Here is a 15912-nt window from a genome sequence, read left to right as displayed (position 1 = left end):
CGGTGACATGCGCGTCCTGATTATTGAAGATGAAGAAAAAACCGCGGACTACCTGCATCGTGGCCTGACAGAGCAGGGCTATACCGTTGATGTGGCCCGCGAAGGTGTCGAGGGCCTGCACCTGGCGCTGGAAAACGACTACGCGGTGATCGTGCTCGACGTGATGCTACCGGGCCTGGACGGCTTCGGCGTGTTGCGCGCCTTGCGTGCGCGCAAGCAGACCCCGGTGATCATGCTCACCGCTCGCGAGCGCGTGGAAGACCGCATTCGCGGTCTGCGTGAAGGCGCCGATGATTATTTGGGCAAGCCGTTTTCGTTCCTCGAACTGGTGGCCCGCCTGCAAGCCCTGACCCGTCGCAGCGGCGGCCATGAGCCGGTGCAGGTGACCGTCGCCGACCTGTGGATCGACCTGATCAGCCGCAAGGCCAGTCGCAACGGCCTGCGCCTGGACCTGACCGCCAAGGAGTTCTCGCTGCTCAGCGTGTTGGCGCGGCGCCAGGGCGAGATCTTGTCCAAGACCGCCATCGCAGAGATGGTCTGGGACATCAATTTCGACAGCGACGCCAACGTGGTGGAAGTGGCAATCAAGCGCCTGCGGGCCAAGCTCGACGGGCCGTTTGAACAAAAACTGCTGCACACCATTCGGGGCATGGGTTATGTGCTGGAGAGCCGCAGTGTCAGCTAACTCGATAGCCCTGCGCCTGAGCGGTATGTTTACCCTGGTGGCGGCACTGATCTTTTTGTTGATCGGCGGCGTGCTGTACCAGCAGGTGGACCGAGGCCTGGGTTTGCTGCCAGGGGCGGAGTTGGATGCGCGGTACAGCGTGCTCGAATCTTCGATAAACCGGTTCGGCACGCCGGACCACTGGGTGAAGATGCAGGCCAAGCTCAAATTGCTCAGCGAGGAAGACACGCGCATTCGCTTCTGGGTGGTGAGCAGCGACCCCAACTACGAGTACGGCAAGCCCGATGCGCAGATCCGTGAGTTTGCCGCCGGGCCCACCGGCAAACGGGACCTGCGCCTGCCAGGGCATGAATACCCGCTCAAGGTGTTGGTCAGTCAATTTGCGGCCAAGGAACAACGCCCACCGCTGCGCTTTCTGATCGCCATCGACACCGAAAACTTTCGCGCCACGCAGCATCATTTGTTGGTGGCGTTGGTCAGCCTGGCATTGATCGGTGTGGTGCTGGCGGCGCTGTTGGGCTTTTGGGTCTCGCGTATTGGCCTCAAGCCGCTGGGCAAACTCTCGGATGAGGCGCAGAAACTGGCACCGCCCAAACTCTCCGGGCGCTTGCAATTATCGCCGCTGCCGCCGGAGCTGAGCCAGTTCGTCAACTCGTTCAACGCCACCCTCGACCGTGTGGAGCAGGCGTATTCGCGCCTGGAGTCGTTCAACGCCGATGTCGCCCACGAACTGCGCTCGCCCCTGACCAACCTGATTGGCCAGACCCAGGTCGCCCTCACCCGCGGGCGCTCGGCCGAGCATTATTTTGAGGTGCTGCAATCGAACCTCGAAGAACTGGAGCGCCTGCGTTCGATCATCAACGACATGCTGTTCCTCGCCAGCGCCGACCAGGGCAGCAAGGCGACCAAACTGATCGAAAGCTCCCTGGCCGATGAAGTGGCGACCACGCTGGACTACCTGGACTTCATTCTTGAAGACGCCCAGGTGCGGGTGCGAGTGCATGGCGACGCCCAAGTGCAGATCGAAAAAGCCCACCTGCGTCGCGCGCTGATCAACCTGTTAAGCAACGCCGTACAACACACCGCGCCTGGGCGGGTGATCGAAGTGAACATTGAGATGCTGGAGCATCAAGTGTTCATTGGCGTCACCAACCCCGGCGAGGCGATTGCCAGTGAGCACCTGCCGCGATTGTTCGAACGTTTTTATCGGGTGGACGCGTCGCGCAGCAACAGCGGGGCCAATCACGGGTTGGGGTTGGCCATCGTCAAGGCGATTGCGCTGATGCATGGGGGGGATGTGTATGTGCGTAGCGAAGCGGGTGGCAATACCTTTGGCATCACTTTGCCCGTCTAAGCCCCCTCCCACATTTGGATTGCGGTGCATCAGATGAACCTTGCGCCTCCAAACTGTTGCGATTTGGGCAACAGTCATTATCTTGTTACACTCTGTATCGTACCGCTCGCCTGCGTTAATTTGACGCATCGATGAGCGCGACGGCAAAGGCAGCCTCCCGCTTACCCGAATTTCCCTCGACTTATTTCCAGGGCTCTACACTGGGAATCTGTCTTAAAGCCGCTGACTTTCAGCGGCTTTTTTTTGCCGTAAAAAAGGCCAGGCACACCCCCACGACATTGGCCGTTTTCGATTGACCCAAGGAGCTTTACCGGTGAAGAACTCGCTGACGTTCACCCCGTTATTCCTCGCGATTGCAGCAACGATTGCCCCTCTTGCCCACGCGGCAGACGCCACCCCCGCCGACGGTTTCGTCGAAGGCTCACACCTCATTATCAACACCCGCAACTACTACATGAACCGCGACCGCCGCGATGTTCACACCGATGACAGCAAGGAATGGGGCCAGGGCTTTCTCGGCACCTTTGAATCCGGCTACACCCAGGGCACCGTCGGTTTCGGCCTGGATGCCCACGCCATGCTCGGCCTGAAACTCGACGGCGGTGGCGGCACCGACGGTTCGAGCATCCTTCCGTACGGCAGCGGCAACGGCAAGGCGCCGGGCTCGTTCTCCACGGCGGGCGGCACCCTGAAAATGCGCGCGTTCGACACCGAATTGAAGGCCGGTGACCTGTTCCTCAATAACCCGGTGATCGCCGGCGGCGCAACGCGCATGCTGCCGCAGACGTTCCGGGGCGTCAGCCTGACCAACCACAGCTTCGACGGCTGGATGTTCGAAGGCGGCCAGGCCAGCTTCACCAAGCTTTACAACCAGAGCGGCCACCAGCGCATCGGCACCAGCTATGGCGCCTTGCCAAGCCATACCGACGCCCAGCACATGAACTGGGCAGGCGTGTCGTTCAGCGGCATTCCCGGGCTGACCAGCAACCTCTACGCCTCCGAACTCAAGGATGTGTGGCACCAGTACTACTACGACCTGGACTACACCTACGCACTCAATGACCTGGTCAGCCTCAACCCGGGCCTGCACTATTACCACAGCCAGGACACCGGCCAGGCGCTGCTGGGGGCTATCGACAACAACACCTACAGCCTGCATTTCACCGTAGGCGTGGGCAACCACAGCGTCACCGCCGCCTACCAACGGGTCAACGGCAACACGCCGTTCGACTACATCGCCCAGGGCGACAGCGTGTACCTGGACAATTCCCAGCAATACTCAGACTTCAACGGCCCCAACGAGCGCTCCTGGAAACTCAAGTACGCCTACGACTTCGCAGGCCTGGGCATGCCTGGCCTGACCTCCGCCGTGTCCTACATCAGCGGCAAGACCGACCTGACCAAGGTCGACCCGCAAAGCCGCGGCTATAGCAACTGGTACAGCGCCGATGGCAAAAACGCCAAGCACTGGGAACGGGATATCGACCTTAAATACGTGGTGCAAGGCGGCAAGGCCAAAGACTTGGCCGTGCGCCTGCAATGGGCGACCAACCGGGGCAGCAACGGTTATTCAGCCGTGGATAACGACGTGGATGAGTACCGTGTGATCGTCGACTACCCGATCAACGTGTTCTGAAGCGCGGATCTTTCTTTTTAACCACCCGTTTAATTTTCATCGCGTAGAACTAAACTGCCAGCATTGCCACAGCTGAAGTCTGCCCGATGAGTCAACCTCATGTTCGAACCCTGCCAGCACGCCCAGAGCTGTTTCTGATTCTGGGCAGTGGGCTCACCGTCGTACTGATCATGGTGATTGTTGCGGCGCTGCTGGTACGCGAGCACGCCAGCACGCTGCAAGCAGCCAAACGCGCGACCACCAACATTACCCAACTGATCAATGCCGATGTCCTGCGTAACGTCGAACTCTATGACTTGGCGCTGCAAGGGCTGATCACCGCGAGCACACGCCGGGATTTGTCCCAGGTGACCCCGGACATTCGGCACTTGGTGCAGTTTGATCAATCCATCGCCGCGCCGTTCAAAGGCGAGGTGCTGTTACTGGACGCCAACGGCGCGGTAGTCGCCGACTCTTCGACCTTATGGCCGGCACCGCGCAACTTTGCTGACCGCGACTACTTCCTGGCCCATAAAAACACGACCCAGGCGGGCCTGTTTATCAGCCGCCCATTCAAGGTCCACTGCGCGTGCGACCAGGTGTGGCGCATTGCATTCAGTCGTCGTATTTCAGGGCCCGATGGCGAGTTTGCCGGGGTGGCCGTGGCCACCATGCGGCTGGCGTACTTCGACCAGCTGTTCAATCGCCTCACCATCGGCAACGGCAGCAGCGTCAACCTGCTGAACACCAAGGGGATTCTCTTGGCCCAGCAGCCGTTGCTGGAGCGCGACATGATCAACAAGGACTTGAGCGAACGCCCCAACTTCAAACGCATGCTGCGCGAAGGCGAAGGCAGCTTCCAGGCGATCTCCGCCATCACCGGCCAGGAGCGCTTGTACACCTTCAGCAATGTCGGTGAACTGCCGCTGATCGTCGTGGTAGCACTGTCGGCCGAAGACGTGTTCGCCCCCTGGAAGCGCGCCGCCCTGCTCACCAGCGGCGCCACAGGTGTGCTGTGTATTGGCCTGTTGTGGCTGACCTGGATGCTGCGCCGGGAACTGCGCCGCCGCTATCGTACTGAGCGGGTGCTGTCAGAACTGGCAGCCACCGACGCCCTCACCGGCCTGGCCAACCGTCGCATACTCGACGAACGCCTGCGCCTGGAGTGGGACCGCGCGCAACGTTCGGCCGACCCGCTGACCGTGTTGATGATTGATGTAGACCACTTCAAGGCCTTCAACGACCGCCATGGCCATCACGGCGGCGACGAGGCCTTGCGCACTGTGGCCCAGGTGATCGGCACTACCATCCGCCGCCCCGCCGACCTCGCGGCCCGTTATGGCGGTGAGGAGTTTGCTGTGGTGCTGCCCCATACCGATGCCAAGGGTGCGTTGGTAATCGCTGAACATATCCGCAGCAGTATTGAGCACCTGCCACGGGTGGCGGGCGATGAGCGGCCGATTACAGTGAGTATTGGCATGAGCACCTGGGACAAGCGCAGCCGTATGTCGCTGGAGGCGTTGTTGTTGAGTGCGGATCAGGCGTTGTATGAGGCCAAGCATACGGGGCGTAATCGGATCGTGGAGGCTGCAACCCTCTGAGTGGTGAATGAGGACCAATGTGGGAGGGGGCTTGCTCCCGAAAGCGGTGGGTCAGCTACAAATGTAGTGACTGAAACACTGCCATCGGGGGCAAGCCCCCTCCCACATTTAAATAGTGGTGTTATCAGAAATAGCAGGCATAAAAAAAGGCCACCCGAAGGCAGCCTTTCAAAACTAAAGAAAGAGAGTTGTTACTTACACCGCCGCAACGGGACGCATGTAAGAGATCGGTGCGGTGCTGGCATCTTCGAAGGTCACGACTTCCCAAGCGTCTGTCTGCTCAATCAACTTGCGCAGCAGCTGGTTGTTAAGGGCGTGGCCCGACTTGAAGCCTTTGAACTCGCCTATCAGGCTATTGCCCAGCAGGTAGAGGTCACCGATTGCATCGAGGATCTTGTGCTTCACGAACTCGTCTTCATAGCGAAGGCCGTCTTCGTTCAGTACACCATCCGCGTCGACCACGATGGCGTTTTCAACGCTGCCGCCGAGTGCGAGGTTGTGCTTGCGCAGGTACTCGATGTCACTCATGAAACCAAAGGTACGGGCGCGGCTGACTTCTTTTACAAACGAAGTGCTGGAAAAATCCACGCTTGCACTTTGGGTGCGGTCACGGAATACCGGGTGATCGAAATCGATCTCAAAGCTCACTTTAAAGCCTTCGAACGGGACGAAGGTGGCGCGCTTGTCGCCGTCTTCAACTGTCACTTCCCGCAGAATGCGAATGAACTTCTTGGCTGCGTCCTGTTCTTCCAGGCCGGCAGATTGAATCAGAAATACGAAGGGTCCAGCGCTGCCATCCATGATGGGGACTTCGGACGCGGAGAGCTCGACGTAGGCGTTATCGATGCCCAGGCCAGCCATGGCCGAGAGCAAGTGCTCCACCGTGTCCACTTTGACGTCACCGTTGACCAATGTGGTCGACATCGTGGTTTCGCCAACGTTTTCCGCGCGAGCAGGAATCTGCACGACAGGGTCCAGGTCGGCACGAACAAACACGATGCCGGTGTCGACAGGTGCAGGTTTGAGGGTCAGGTATACCTTCTCCCCGGAGTGCAGACCTACACCTGTGGCACGGATAATATTCTTCAGGGTGCGTTGTTTAATCATGGCTTGGACCGCTTGAGCGCAAATTGCGAACTGGTATCAACAAAGGCTGGCGATGATAGCAGACCAGACCTTTGCTGAACACCAATCACCTTCATAGCTCTGATACATTCCATCAATCGGCCTGACGACGCAGGAATGCCGGGATGTCCAGGTAGTCCAGATCATCTTGCGGATTCGGGCTACGGGACGCCGCAGCACCGGCCTGAGCCTGGTTGCGCATCACGGTCGGACGGTCCAGATCACGGTAGTTCACCGACGGCAATTCCTGGCGCGAAGGCGCTGGAGCAGCAGCCGCTTGGCTAGCCTGAGTGGTGTGCAGGGTGTTGTCGATGACCTTCACAGGCTTCTCGATTTTGGCACCCAAGCCGGTCGCAACCACGGTCACGTGCAGCTCGTCGCGCATGTCTGGGTCGATAACGGTACCGACTTTGACCATGGCGTGCTCGGAAGCGAAGGCTTCGATGATGCTACCCACGTCGGAGTACTCACCCAGGGACAGGTCAGGGCCGGCGGTGATGTTCACCAGGATGCCGCGTGCACCTTGCAGGTTCACGTCTTCAAGCAACGGGTTGCGGATGGCCGCTTCGGTGGCTTCACGTGCACGGTTCGGACCGCTGGCGCAGCCAGTGCCCATCATCGCCATGCCCATTTCGCTCATCACGGTACGTACGTCGGCAAAGTCGACGTTGATCATGCCTGGGCGCTTGATGATGTCGGAAATACCGCGAACGGCACCGGCCAGTACATCGTCAGCCTTGGCGAATGCGGACAGCAGGCTCGCGTCCTTGCCCAGGATGGTCAGCAGCTTCTCGTTGGGAATAGTGATCAACGAGTCGACGCTTTCAGACAGCAGACGGATACCTTCGTCGGCGATCTGCATGCGCTTGCGACCTTCGAACGGGAACGGACGGGTCACGACTGCGACCGTCAGAATGCCCATTTCCTTGGCCACTTCGGCGATGATCGGCGCAGCACCAGTACCGGTACCGCCGCCCATGCCAGTGGTGATGAACACCATGTTGGTGCCTTGCAGCACTTCAGCAATACGCTCGCGGTCTTCCAGGGCGGCTTGACGGCCGACTTCCGGGTTGGCGCCAGCGCCCAGGCCCTTGGTCACGGCTGTGCCCAATTGCAGGATGGTCCGCGCGCCGATGCTTTTCAGCGCCTGGGCATCAGTGTTGGCGCAGATGAATTCAACGCCTTCAATGTTGCTCTTGACCATATGGTTGACAGCGTTGCCGCCGCCACCGCCGACACCGATCACTTTGATGACCGGGCTTGCGGGGATGTTGTCTACGAGTTCGAACATGTTCCCTCTCCTTTCGTTATCTCTAGTTTTTTCGCCTACTGCTTACAGCGGTGTCGCGGTAAATCTTTAGAAGTTGCCTTTGACCCATGCCTGCAAACGCTCGAACAACGGCGCTTTCGCCTCGTCATCGCTGCGGTAGCTGTCACGGATACTTGGGCCCGACAGGGAAATGCCGTCGGTCTGCTTTTGCAGCCCGTACAACAACAAGCCCACACCGGTGGAATAAATCGGGTTGCGTACCACATCACCCAGGCCTTTGACGCCATGGGGCACGCCCAGGCGCACGGGCATGTGGAAGATTTCTTCGGCGAGTTCGACCGCGCCTTCCATCTTCGAGGTACCACCGGTCAGCACGATGCCGGCCGGGATCAAATCTTCGTAGCCACTGCGGCGCAGTTCAGCCTGGATCAGGGTGAACAGTTCGTCGTAGCGCGGCTCGACCACTTCGGCCAGGGCCTGGCGCGACAGTTCACGCGGAGGACGGTCGCCCACGCTTGGCACCTTGATGGTCTCGCCGGCACCGGCCAGCTTGGCCAGGGCGCAGGCGTAGCGGATCTTGATTTCTTCGGCGTACTGGGTCGGTGTACGCAGCGCCATGGCGATGTCGTTGGTCACCTGGTCGCCCGCAATCGGGATCACGGCGGTGTGACGGATCGCACCCTCGGTGAAGATCGCAATGTCAGTGGTGCCGCCGCCGATGTCCACCAGGCACACGCCCAGTTCTTTTTCGTCGTCGGTCAGTACCGAGTAGGCCGAGGCCAGTTGTTCCAGAATGATGTCGTCGATTTCCAGGCCACAGCGGCGCACGCATTTTTCAATGTTCTGTGCGGCGTTGACGGCGCAGGTCACTACGTGAACCTTGGCTTCCAGACGTACACCCGACATGCCCAGGGGCTCGCGAACGCCTTCCTGATTATCGATCACGTAGTCCTGCGGCAGGGTGTGCAGTACGCGCTGGTCAGCCGGGATCGCCACGGCCTGGGCAGCGTCGAGTACACGCTCGAGGTCGGCCGCGCTGACTTCACGGTCGCGGATCGCCACGATGCCGTGAGAGTTCAGGCTGCGGATATGGTTGCCGGCCACGCCGACGAACGCCGAGTGAATCCGGCAACCGGCCATCAGCTGCGCTTCTTCAATGGCGCGCTGGATCGATTGCACGGTGGACTCGATGTTCACCACCACGCCCTTCTTCAGGCCCCGGGACGGATGCGTGCCAATACCGACGATCTCGATCACGCCGTCTTCACCGACCTCGCCCACCAGCGCCACCACCTTGGAGGTGCCGATATCGAGACCGACGATCATTTTGCCGCTTTGCACGTTTGCCATGGGTCCTGCCTCTTCTTAATTCTTCGCGACAGCGGGTTGCGCTGCCGTGGGCGCAGCCGGTTCACGCCAGCCGACGGCAAGGCCGTTGGCGTAACGCAGGTCGACGCTCGCAATGTTCGTAATCTGTTCTTTCAAGGTCTTGTCATAGATGGCGATGAAGCGGCGCATCTTTTCCACCAAGCGGTCGCGTCCGAGCAACAACTGGATGCCGGGGCCGGAACTGCCTGCACCGGTAGTCAAAAACCAGCTACCCCGTTCACGCAGTTCCAGGCGTGCGATGGAGAAGCCCATTGGTCGCAGCATTTGGCTCAAGGCCTGGTACTGCTGCATCACTTGTTGCTGTGCCCGCTGCGGCCCGAACAGCTGCGGCAGGTGCTCGTAATTGGCCAACTCACGCGGGGTGAACGCCTGACCCTGGTTGTTCAACAGCGCCTCATCACCCCAACGGGCCACGGGCAGTTGTTCTTCCAGGCGGATCGTCACCTGGTCCGGCCAAACACGGCGCACTTCAGCGTGGGCGATCCACGGCATCTGCTCCAACTCGGCGCGCATACCCGCCAGGTCGATGGTAAAGAAGCTCGCTGCCAGGTACGGGCCGATGCGCTGCTGTACCGCTTGCTGGCTGATGTAGCTCAAGTCGCCCTGCACGCTGATCTTGGTGATCGGCCGGTCGGCATAGGGCAACAGACGCTGCGCGCCTTCGTAGGTTCCAAAGCCCAGCACCACCAGCAACACCGGCCAGAACAGCGCCTTGAGAAAGCCAAAGTTGGCTTTGGGCAGACGCGCCGACATCGGCTCTTTAGCCACCATTCGGCTGGCACCTCGTGGCACCGGCTTGCGGCCGGGTGCTGGAGGTTGCGGATGACGAAGCGATGCGCCGTTCATGGTCTTAGCCTCGGGCCTCAATACTTGCTGCGAGGATTGCCAGCACCAACTGCTGGAAATCCAGACCGGCCGCGCGAGCAGCCATCGGTACCAAGCTGTGGTCGGTCATGCCCGGTGCCGTGTTGACTTCCAGGAACCAGAAATTGCCTTGGTCGTCCTGCATCACGTCTGCCCGCGCCCAACCGGCGATACCCAGCGCCTCACAGGCTTTCGCCGTGAGGTCCATCAATTCTTGTTCCTTGGCTGCGTCGAGGCCACACGGGATCCGGTACTGGGTATCGGAAGCCACGTACTTGGCGTCGTAGTCGTAAAAGGTGTGGGGCGTGCCCAATGCGATAGGCGGCAAAACCTGGCCACGCAGGGTGGCGATGGTGTACTCGGGACCCTGGATCCACTGTTCCACCAACACTTGCGAATCGTAGGTACTTGCCGCTTTCCATGCGTCGATCAATTCGGCGGCCGAGTTCACTTTGGCCATGCCGATACTGGAGCCTTCATGGGCAGGTTTGACGATCAAAGGCAGGCCCAGTTCCTTGGCTGCAGAAATACAATCGTCTTCGCTGCACAACACGCTGTGACGCGGGGTTGGAATACCCAGGCTGTGCCACACCTGCTTGGTGCGCAACTTGTCCATGGCCAACGCGGAAGCGAGGATGCCGCTGCCGGTGTAAGGGATGCCAGCACACTCCAGCAAGCCTTGCATGCTGCCGTCTTCACCGCCGCGACCGTGGAGAATGATGAAGGCGCGGTCGATTTTTTCGGCCTGCAGGCGCGCGAGGAAGTCGTCGCCCACGTCGATGCCAAACGCGTTTACGCCAGCACTTTGCAGGGCTTCGAGCACGGCGTTGCCGGACTTGAGCGACACTTCGCGTTCAGCGCTTTTACCGCCGAACAGTACGGCGACGCGACCGAAATCAGCCGGGGCGATTGTGGAAAACAGGGAGGCGTAGTCAGTGATCATTTCGACTTCCCCTTTTCGGCGGCGGCAAACAGCGGGCTCGCCAGCAATTTAGGGGCAAGGCCACCAATGTCACCGGCGCCTTGGCATAGCAAAATGTCACCGGCACGCAGCAGCGGCTTGACGATCGGCGCCAGGTCTACACCACGCTCGATGTAGATCGGGTCCAACTGGCCACGCTGACGGATGCTGTTGCACAGCTTGCGGCTGTCGGCGCCCGGGATCGGCTCTTCACCGGCCGGGTAGACCTCCATCAACAACAGCACGTTGGCATCGGCCAATACATTCACGAAGTCGTCGTACAAATCGCGGGTACGGCTGTAACGGTGCGGCTGGTACACCATCACCAGACGGCGCTCCGGCCAACCACCGCGCACGGCCTTGATCACGGCCGCGACTTCGGTGGGGTGGTGACCATAGTCGTCCACCAGCATCACGTCGCCACCTTCTACCGGCAACTGGCCGTAGACCTGGAAGCGACGGCCCACACCGGCAAAGCCCGACAGGCCAGCGACGATGGCTTCATCGCTGACGCCCTCGTCGGTGGCGATGCAGATAGTCGCCAGGGAGTTGAGAACGTTGTGGTTGCCCGGCATGTTCACCGACACATCCAACGGCTCGCGGTCTGGGCGCAGCACGGTGAAGAAGGTTTGCATGCCCTCTTGGCGAACATTGATGGCACGCACGTCGGCGTCTTCGCTGAAACCGTAGGTGACCGTTGGGCGTTTGACCAGCGGCAGGATTTCGCGCACCACCGGGTCGTCCAGGCACACCACGGCCAAACCGTAGAACGGCAGGTTGTGCAGGAACTCGACGAAAGTTTTCTTCAACTTGTTGAAGTCGCCGTCGTAGGTTGCCATGTGGTCTTCGTCGATGTTGGTGACGACGGCGACCAGCGGTTGCAGGTGCAGGAAGCTGGCATCACTTTCATCGGCTTCGGCGATCAGATAGCGGCTGGTGCCCAGTTGTGCATTGGTGCCAGCTGCATTCAGGCGGCCACCGATCACGAAGGTCGGGTCCAGGCCACCAGCGGCGAACACCGAGGCGATCAGGCTGGTGGTGGTGGTCTTGCCGTGGGTACCGGCGACGGCGATGCCGTGGCGATAACGCATCAGCTCGGCCAGCATCTCGGCACGTGGCACCACGGGAATGCGGCGCTCAAGGGCAGTGGCCACTTCCGGGTTGGAGGTGTTCACGGCACTGGACACCACCAGCACGTCGGCCTCGGCAGCGTTCTCGGCGCGGTGGCCGATAAAGATCTGGGCGCCAAAACTTTTCAGGCGGTCGGTGACCGGCGACTCTTTCAAGTCGGAGCCGGACACTTGGTAGCCCAGGTTCAGCAAGACTTCGGCAATGCCGCACATGCCCACGCCGCCGATACCGACGAAGTGGATGCGACGGATGCGGCGCATTTCCGGGTGTGGCATGGCTTTCTGATTCTCAACCATGGGCCACCTCCAGGCAGATATCGACCACGGTGCGGGTTGCGTCAGGTTTGGCCAGGCGGCTTGCGGTGCTCGCCATGCTGTTGAGTCGTTCCGGTTGCATCAAAACCTCGGTCAGGCGTGCGGCCAAATCGGCGGCGCCAGTCGTTCTTTGCGGCAGCAGGAAGGCAGCGCCCTCCCCGGCCAAATATTCGGCGTTGCGGGTCTGGTGATCGTCGATCGCATGGGGCAAAGGCACCAGCAAGGACGGCAGACCGGCGGCGGCCAGTTCACTGACGGTCAGCGCGCCGGAGCGGCAAACCACCAGGTCGGCCCAGCCGTAGGCTTGGGCCATGTCTTTGATGAAGGGCTGTACGTTCGCCTCGACACCGGCTTCGCGATAGCGCGAGGCGGTGACTTCACCGTGGTGTTTGCCGGCCTGATGGAAGACTTCCGGGCGCAGTTCCACAGGGAGTTGCGCCAGTGCCTCAGGCAGCAATTTATTCAAGGGCTCGGAGCCCAGGCTGCCACCCATGATCAGCAGGTGCGCCTTGCGCCCGGCCAACGCTTCACGGGCGATGTCCATAAACAGTTCGGTGCGCACCGGGTTGCCAGTGGTGCGCAGTTTGTTTGAGGCACCAAAGGTTTTCGGGAACGCCTCGCACACCCGTGCAGCCAACGGCACCAGCAAGCGGTTGGCAGTACCGGCCACGGCGTTCTGCTCATGCACGATCACCGGCACGCCAGCGAGCTTGGCGGCCACTCCACCTGGGCCGGTCACATAACCACCAAAACCGAGCACACACACAGGCTTCACGTCGCGAATTACCTTGCGCGCCTGCCACACCGCCTTGAGCAACACGAACGGCGCCTTGAGCAAGGACAACTTGCTCTTGCCACGCAGGCCGCTGACGTTGATCAGGTGCAGCGGCAAACCGGCACTCGGCACCAATTCGTTTTCGATACCACGCGGCGTGCCCAGCCAATGCACGCTGTAGCCACGGTTCTGGAATTCCCGCGCACACGCCAAGGCCGGGAACACGTGGCCCCCGGTGCCGCCCGCCATGATCAGCACATTAGCGCCCATGGGTTGGCTCCTCGGCAAAGTCACTTTCGCTGAATTCCGTCTCTTCGCTGCCCAGGTGGGTTCGACTCTCCCACTCGATGCGCAGCAACAAGCCCAGGCAGATACAGCAAATGACCAATGAACTGCCGCCGTAACTGAGGAACGGCAGGGTCAGGCCCTTGGTCGGCAGCCGCCCGATATTCACCCCGACGTTAATCAGGAACTGGCCGATCCAAAGAAACGCCAACCCGTAAGCAACGTACGCGGCGAAGAACTGCTTGGCTTTCTCGGCCCACAGGCCTATGTACAAAGCACGCACGCAGACAAATACAAACAGCGCGACGGTGCATAACGAACCCACTACACCAAGCTCTTCGGCAAGTACCGAGAATACGAAGTCAGTGTGGGCTTCCGGCAGGTAAAACTGCTTCTGCACACTGTTCCCCAGCCCCACACCCAACCAGCCGCCGCGACCAAAGGCGATCAGCGCCTGGGTCAACTGGTAGCCGGAGCCGAACTGGTCGGACCAAGGGTCGGTAAAGGTAATCAGACGGGCCATCCGATAGGGTTGCGCCAGAACCAGCAGATAAACCGCCACCACCGCCAACACGACCATCAAGGCAAATCTGAGCAGCCCAACGCCACCGAGGAACAGCATCGCCGCCGCCGCGCCCATCATTACAACCGTGGCACCGAAATCGGGCTCCATCAGCAACAGGCCAGCCATGGGCAGCAGCACGATGAACGGTTTGAAGAAGCCCATCCAGCTTTCGCGCACTTCTTTCTGGCGACGCACCAGATAACCGGCGAGGTAAATCACCACGAACACCTTGGCGATTTCTGACGGCTGCACGTTGAACGCGCCAAAGCCAATCCAGCGCATCGAACCGTTCACCTCACGGCCGATGCCGGGGAGGATCACCATGATCAGCAAGCCGAACGCGCCGATCAGCATCAGCCAGCCCAAGCGCTGCCAAGTGGCGATGGGGATCATCATGGTCACAATGCACGCACCGAGGCCGATCACCAGGTACACCAAGTGACGGATCATCATGTACAGGGTGTTGCCCGACTGCACGGCCGCCACTTCGGACGACGCCGAGGTGATCATCACCAACCCCAGGCCCAGCAGCGCGAGGCAACCGGCGAGCATTGGGAAATCCAGGTCGATGCCGCGCCCGGTAATGATCGGCGACGGGTACGGTTTGATGATGTTTCTGAAATTTATGCTCATGCCAAGCCCTCCACTGCGCGGGCGAACAACTGGCCGCGCTCTTCGTAGTTCTTGAACATGTCGAAGCTGGCACACGCCGGCGACAGCAACACCGCATCACCGGGCTGGGCCAGGGCTTTGCATTGGGCTATGGCATCGTCCAGGGACGTTGCGCGCACTTGCGGCACACCGTCACCGAGGGCCGCGGCGATCAGATCGGAGTCGCGGCCCATCAGCACCACGGCGCGGCAATGCGCGGCCGCCGGACCTTTAAGGTCCTTGAAGTCGGCGCCCTTGCCATCGCCACCGGCGATCAGCACCAGCTTGCCGTCGATATCGGCCCCCAGGCCTTCGATGGCAGCCAGGGCCGCACCGACGTTGGTGGCTTTGGAATCGTTGTAGTAGCCCACGCCGTCAAGGTCGCGCACCCACTGGCAGCGATGCTCAAGGCCACCGAAAGTGCGCAGGGCCGACAGCATGGCGTCGAATGGCAGACCAACAGCATGACCCAGCGCCAAGGCCGCCAGGGCGTTGGACTGGTTATGGGCGCCGCGGATCTTAAGCTCACGCACGGGCATCAGGTTCTGGAATTCGAAGGCCAGGTATTTCTCGCCGTTCTCTTCACGAATGCCAAAGGCTTTGAAGTCTGGCTTGCTCAGGCCGAAGGTCCAGCAAGGCATACCCTCGCCTATCAGCGGACGGCTCAGGGCATCCTGGCGGTTGACCACAAATTGCTTGGCACCGCGGAAGATCCGGTGCTTGGCCAGGTGATAGGCAGGCAGGCCGCTGTAGCGGTCCATGTGGTCTTCACTCACGTTCAGCACGGTTGCCACTTCGGCACCGAGGTCGTGGGTGGTTTCCAGCTGGAAGCTCGACAGCTCCATCACGTACAGCTCGACGTCGTCGCTGAGCAGGTCCAATGCAGGCACACCAAGGTTGCCGCCTACGGCAACACGCTTGCCGGCTGCAGCCGCCATCTCACCGACCAGGGTGGTCACGGTGCTTTTCGCGTTGGAACCGCTGATGGCAATAATCGGTGCTTTCGCGTTACGCGCAAACAGGTCGATATCGCCGGACAACTTCACGCCACGGGCCGCAGCCGCTTGCAGGGCCGGTGTCGCCAGGGCCAGGCCAGGGCTCACGTAAAGCTCATCAGCGCGGCACAGAAACTCGACATCCAGCTCGCCACAACGCACTTCCACGTGCGGGTAGTCACGGCGCAGCGTGACCAGCTCCGGTGGGTTTTCCCGCGTATCGGCCACGGCAAACGGCTTGCCCCGGTTCGCCAGGAAGCGAACCAGGGACATGCCGCTCTTGCCGAGGCCGACAACGATGCGGAAGTGGTCTGAAGCGATCAGGGACACTC

At 60.7% G+C, this 15912-nt stretch carries 13 protein-coding genes; 4 read left to right on the top strand and 9 right to left on the bottom strand.

Annotated features, from left to right (window positions below; genetic code table 11):
* The first annotated feature begins 7 nt into the window (after positions 1-7).
* The 4 genes from ICY20_RS01415 (at position 8) to ICY20_RS01400 (ending at position 5255) form a co-directional block, all read left to right on the top strand.
* A complete protein-coding gene (locus ICY20_RS01415; RefSeq protein ID WP_078046966.1) occupies positions 8-685 on the top strand; it encodes a heavy metal response regulator transcription factor in 678 nt (225 codons plus the stop codon).
* On the top strand, positions 675-2039 hold the full coding sequence (locus tag ICY20_RS01410; protein ID WP_159962602.1) for a heavy metal sensor histidine kinase: 1365 nt from the start codon (positions 675-677) through the stop codon (positions 2037-2039). Before ICY20_RS01415 ends, ICY20_RS01410 begins: the two co-directional genes overlap by 11 nt.
* Positions 2040-2352: 313 nt before the next feature.
* Positions 2353-3675 carry an OprD family porin gene (locus ICY20_RS01405; RefSeq protein ID WP_159962603.1) on the top strand — a complete coding sequence of 441 codons (1323 nt, stop codon included), beginning with the start codon at positions 2353-2355 and terminating at the stop codon, positions 3673-3675.
* A gap of 86 nt (positions 3676-3761) precedes the next feature.
* On the top strand, positions 3762-5255 hold the full coding sequence (locus tag ICY20_RS01400) for a sensor domain-containing diguanylate cyclase (protein WP_194936779.1): 1494 nt from the start codon (positions 3762-3764) through the stop codon (positions 5253-5255).
* 195 nt (positions 5256-5450) lie between these two features.
* Here the strand turns inward: ICY20_RS01400 and lpxC are convergent, their stop codons facing one another.
* The 9 genes from lpxC to murD all read right to left on the bottom strand — a co-directional run bounded on the left by lpxC (position 5451) and on the right by murD (position 15910).
* Complete coding sequence (gene lpxC, locus ICY20_RS01395) at positions 5451-6362, bottom strand: UDP-3-O-acyl-N-acetylglucosamine deacetylase (RefSeq protein WP_003171886.1); 912 nt, start codon at positions 6360-6362, stop codon at positions 5451-5453.
* A 112-nt stretch (positions 6363-6474) separates the two neighbouring features.
* Positions 6475-7671, bottom strand: a complete 1197-nt coding sequence (gene ftsZ / locus ICY20_RS01390) for a cell division protein FtsZ (protein ID WP_159962605.1) — start codon at positions 7669-7671, stop codon at positions 6475-6477.
* A 66-nt stretch (positions 7672-7737) separates the two neighbouring features.
* Positions 7738-9000, bottom strand: coding sequence for a cell division protein FtsA (gene ftsA / locus ICY20_RS01385; RefSeq protein WP_017738691.1), 1263 nt, complete (start codon positions 8998-9000; stop codon positions 7738-7740).
* A 15-nt stretch (positions 9001-9015) separates the two neighbouring features.
* Positions 9016-9885 carry a cell division protein FtsQ/DivIB gene (locus ICY20_RS01380; RefSeq protein ID WP_159962606.1) on the bottom strand — a complete coding sequence of 290 codons (870 nt, stop codon included), beginning with the start codon at positions 9883-9885 and terminating at the stop codon, positions 9016-9018.
* A 4-nt stretch (positions 9886-9889) separates the two neighbouring features.
* Positions 9890-10846 (bottom strand): D-alanine--D-alanine ligase, encoded by a 957-nt coding sequence (locus tag ICY20_RS01375; RefSeq protein WP_194936778.1) that lies wholly within the window; start codon positions 10844-10846, stop codon positions 9890-9892.
* Positions 10843-12291: a UDP-N-acetylmuramate--L-alanine ligase gene (gene murC, locus ICY20_RS01370; protein WP_159962608.1), complete on the bottom strand. Its 1449-nt coding sequence runs from the start codon at positions 12289-12291 to the stop codon at positions 10843-10845. Before murC ends, ICY20_RS01375 begins: the two co-directional genes overlap by 4 nt.
* Complete coding sequence (murG, locus tag ICY20_RS01365) at positions 12284-13354, bottom strand: undecaprenyldiphospho-muramoylpentapeptide beta-N-acetylglucosaminyltransferase (RefSeq protein ID WP_159962609.1); 1071 nt, start codon at positions 13352-13354, stop codon at positions 12284-12286. The genes murC and murG overlap by 8 nt, the downstream gene beginning before the upstream one ends.
* Positions 13344-14567 carry a putative lipid II flippase FtsW gene (gene ftsW, locus ICY20_RS01360; RefSeq protein ID WP_159962610.1) on the bottom strand — a complete coding sequence of 408 codons (1224 nt, stop codon included), beginning with the start codon at positions 14565-14567 and terminating at the stop codon, positions 13344-13346. The genes murG and ftsW overlap by 11 nt, the downstream gene beginning before the upstream one ends.
* The gene (gene murD / locus ICY20_RS01355; RefSeq protein ID WP_159962611.1) at positions 14564-15910 is read right to left on the bottom strand and encodes a UDP-N-acetylmuramoyl-L-alanine--D-glutamate ligase; all 1347 of its coding nucleotides are present in this window, start codon (positions 15908-15910) and stop codon (positions 14564-14566) included. Before murD ends, ftsW begins: the two co-directional genes overlap by 4 nt.
* Positions 15911-15912: the final 2 nt, after the last annotated feature.

Origin of the sequence: Pseudomonas pisciculturae (assembly GCF_015461805.1) — a bacterium.
GTDB classification, from domain to species: Bacteria; Pseudomonadota; Gammaproteobacteria; order Pseudomonadales; family Pseudomonadaceae; genus Aquipseudomonas; species Aquipseudomonas pisciculturae.
This window is presented reverse-complemented; position numbering and strand designations above follow the sequence as displayed.

What these genes read in the sequence shown, in the direction of transcription:
- ICY20_RS01415 (WP_078046966.1), top strand. Translation starts at nt 8, where the DNA reads ATGCGCGTCCTGATTATTGAAGATGAAGAAAAAACCGCGGACTACCTG.
- ICY20_RS01400 (WP_194936779.1), top strand. Translation starts at nt 3,762, where the DNA reads ATGAGTCAACCTCATGTTCGAACCCTGCCAGCACGCCCAGAGCTGTTT.
- lpxC (WP_003171886.1), bottom strand. Translation starts at nt 6,362, where the DNA reads ATGATTAAACAACGCACCCTGAAGAATATTATCCGTGCCACAGGTGTA.
- ftsZ (WP_159962605.1), bottom strand. Translation starts at nt 7,671, where the DNA reads ATGTTCGAACTCGTAGACAACATCCCCGCAAGCCCGGTCATCAAAGTG.
- ftsA (WP_017738691.1), bottom strand. Translation starts at nt 9,000, where the DNA reads ATGGCAAACGTGCAAAGCGGCAAAATGATCGTCGGTCTCGATATCGGC.
- ICY20_RS01380 (WP_159962606.1), bottom strand. Translation starts at nt 9,885, where the DNA reads ATGAACGGCGCATCGCTTCGTCATCCGCAACCTCCAGCACCCGGCCGC.
- ICY20_RS01375 (WP_194936778.1), bottom strand. Translation starts at nt 10,846, where the DNA reads ATGATCACTGACTACGCCTCCCTGTTTTCCACAATCGCCCCGGCTGAT.
- murC (WP_159962608.1), bottom strand. Translation starts at nt 12,291, where the DNA reads ATGGTTGAGAATCAGAAAGCCATGCCACACCCGGAAATGCGCCGCATC.
- murG (WP_159962609.1), bottom strand. Translation starts at nt 13,354, where the DNA reads ATGGGCGCTAATGTGCTGATCATGGCGGGCGGCACCGGGGGCCACGTG.
- ftsW (WP_159962610.1), bottom strand. Translation starts at nt 14,567, where the DNA reads ATGAGCATAAATTTCAGAAACATCATCAAACCGTACCCGTCGCCGATC.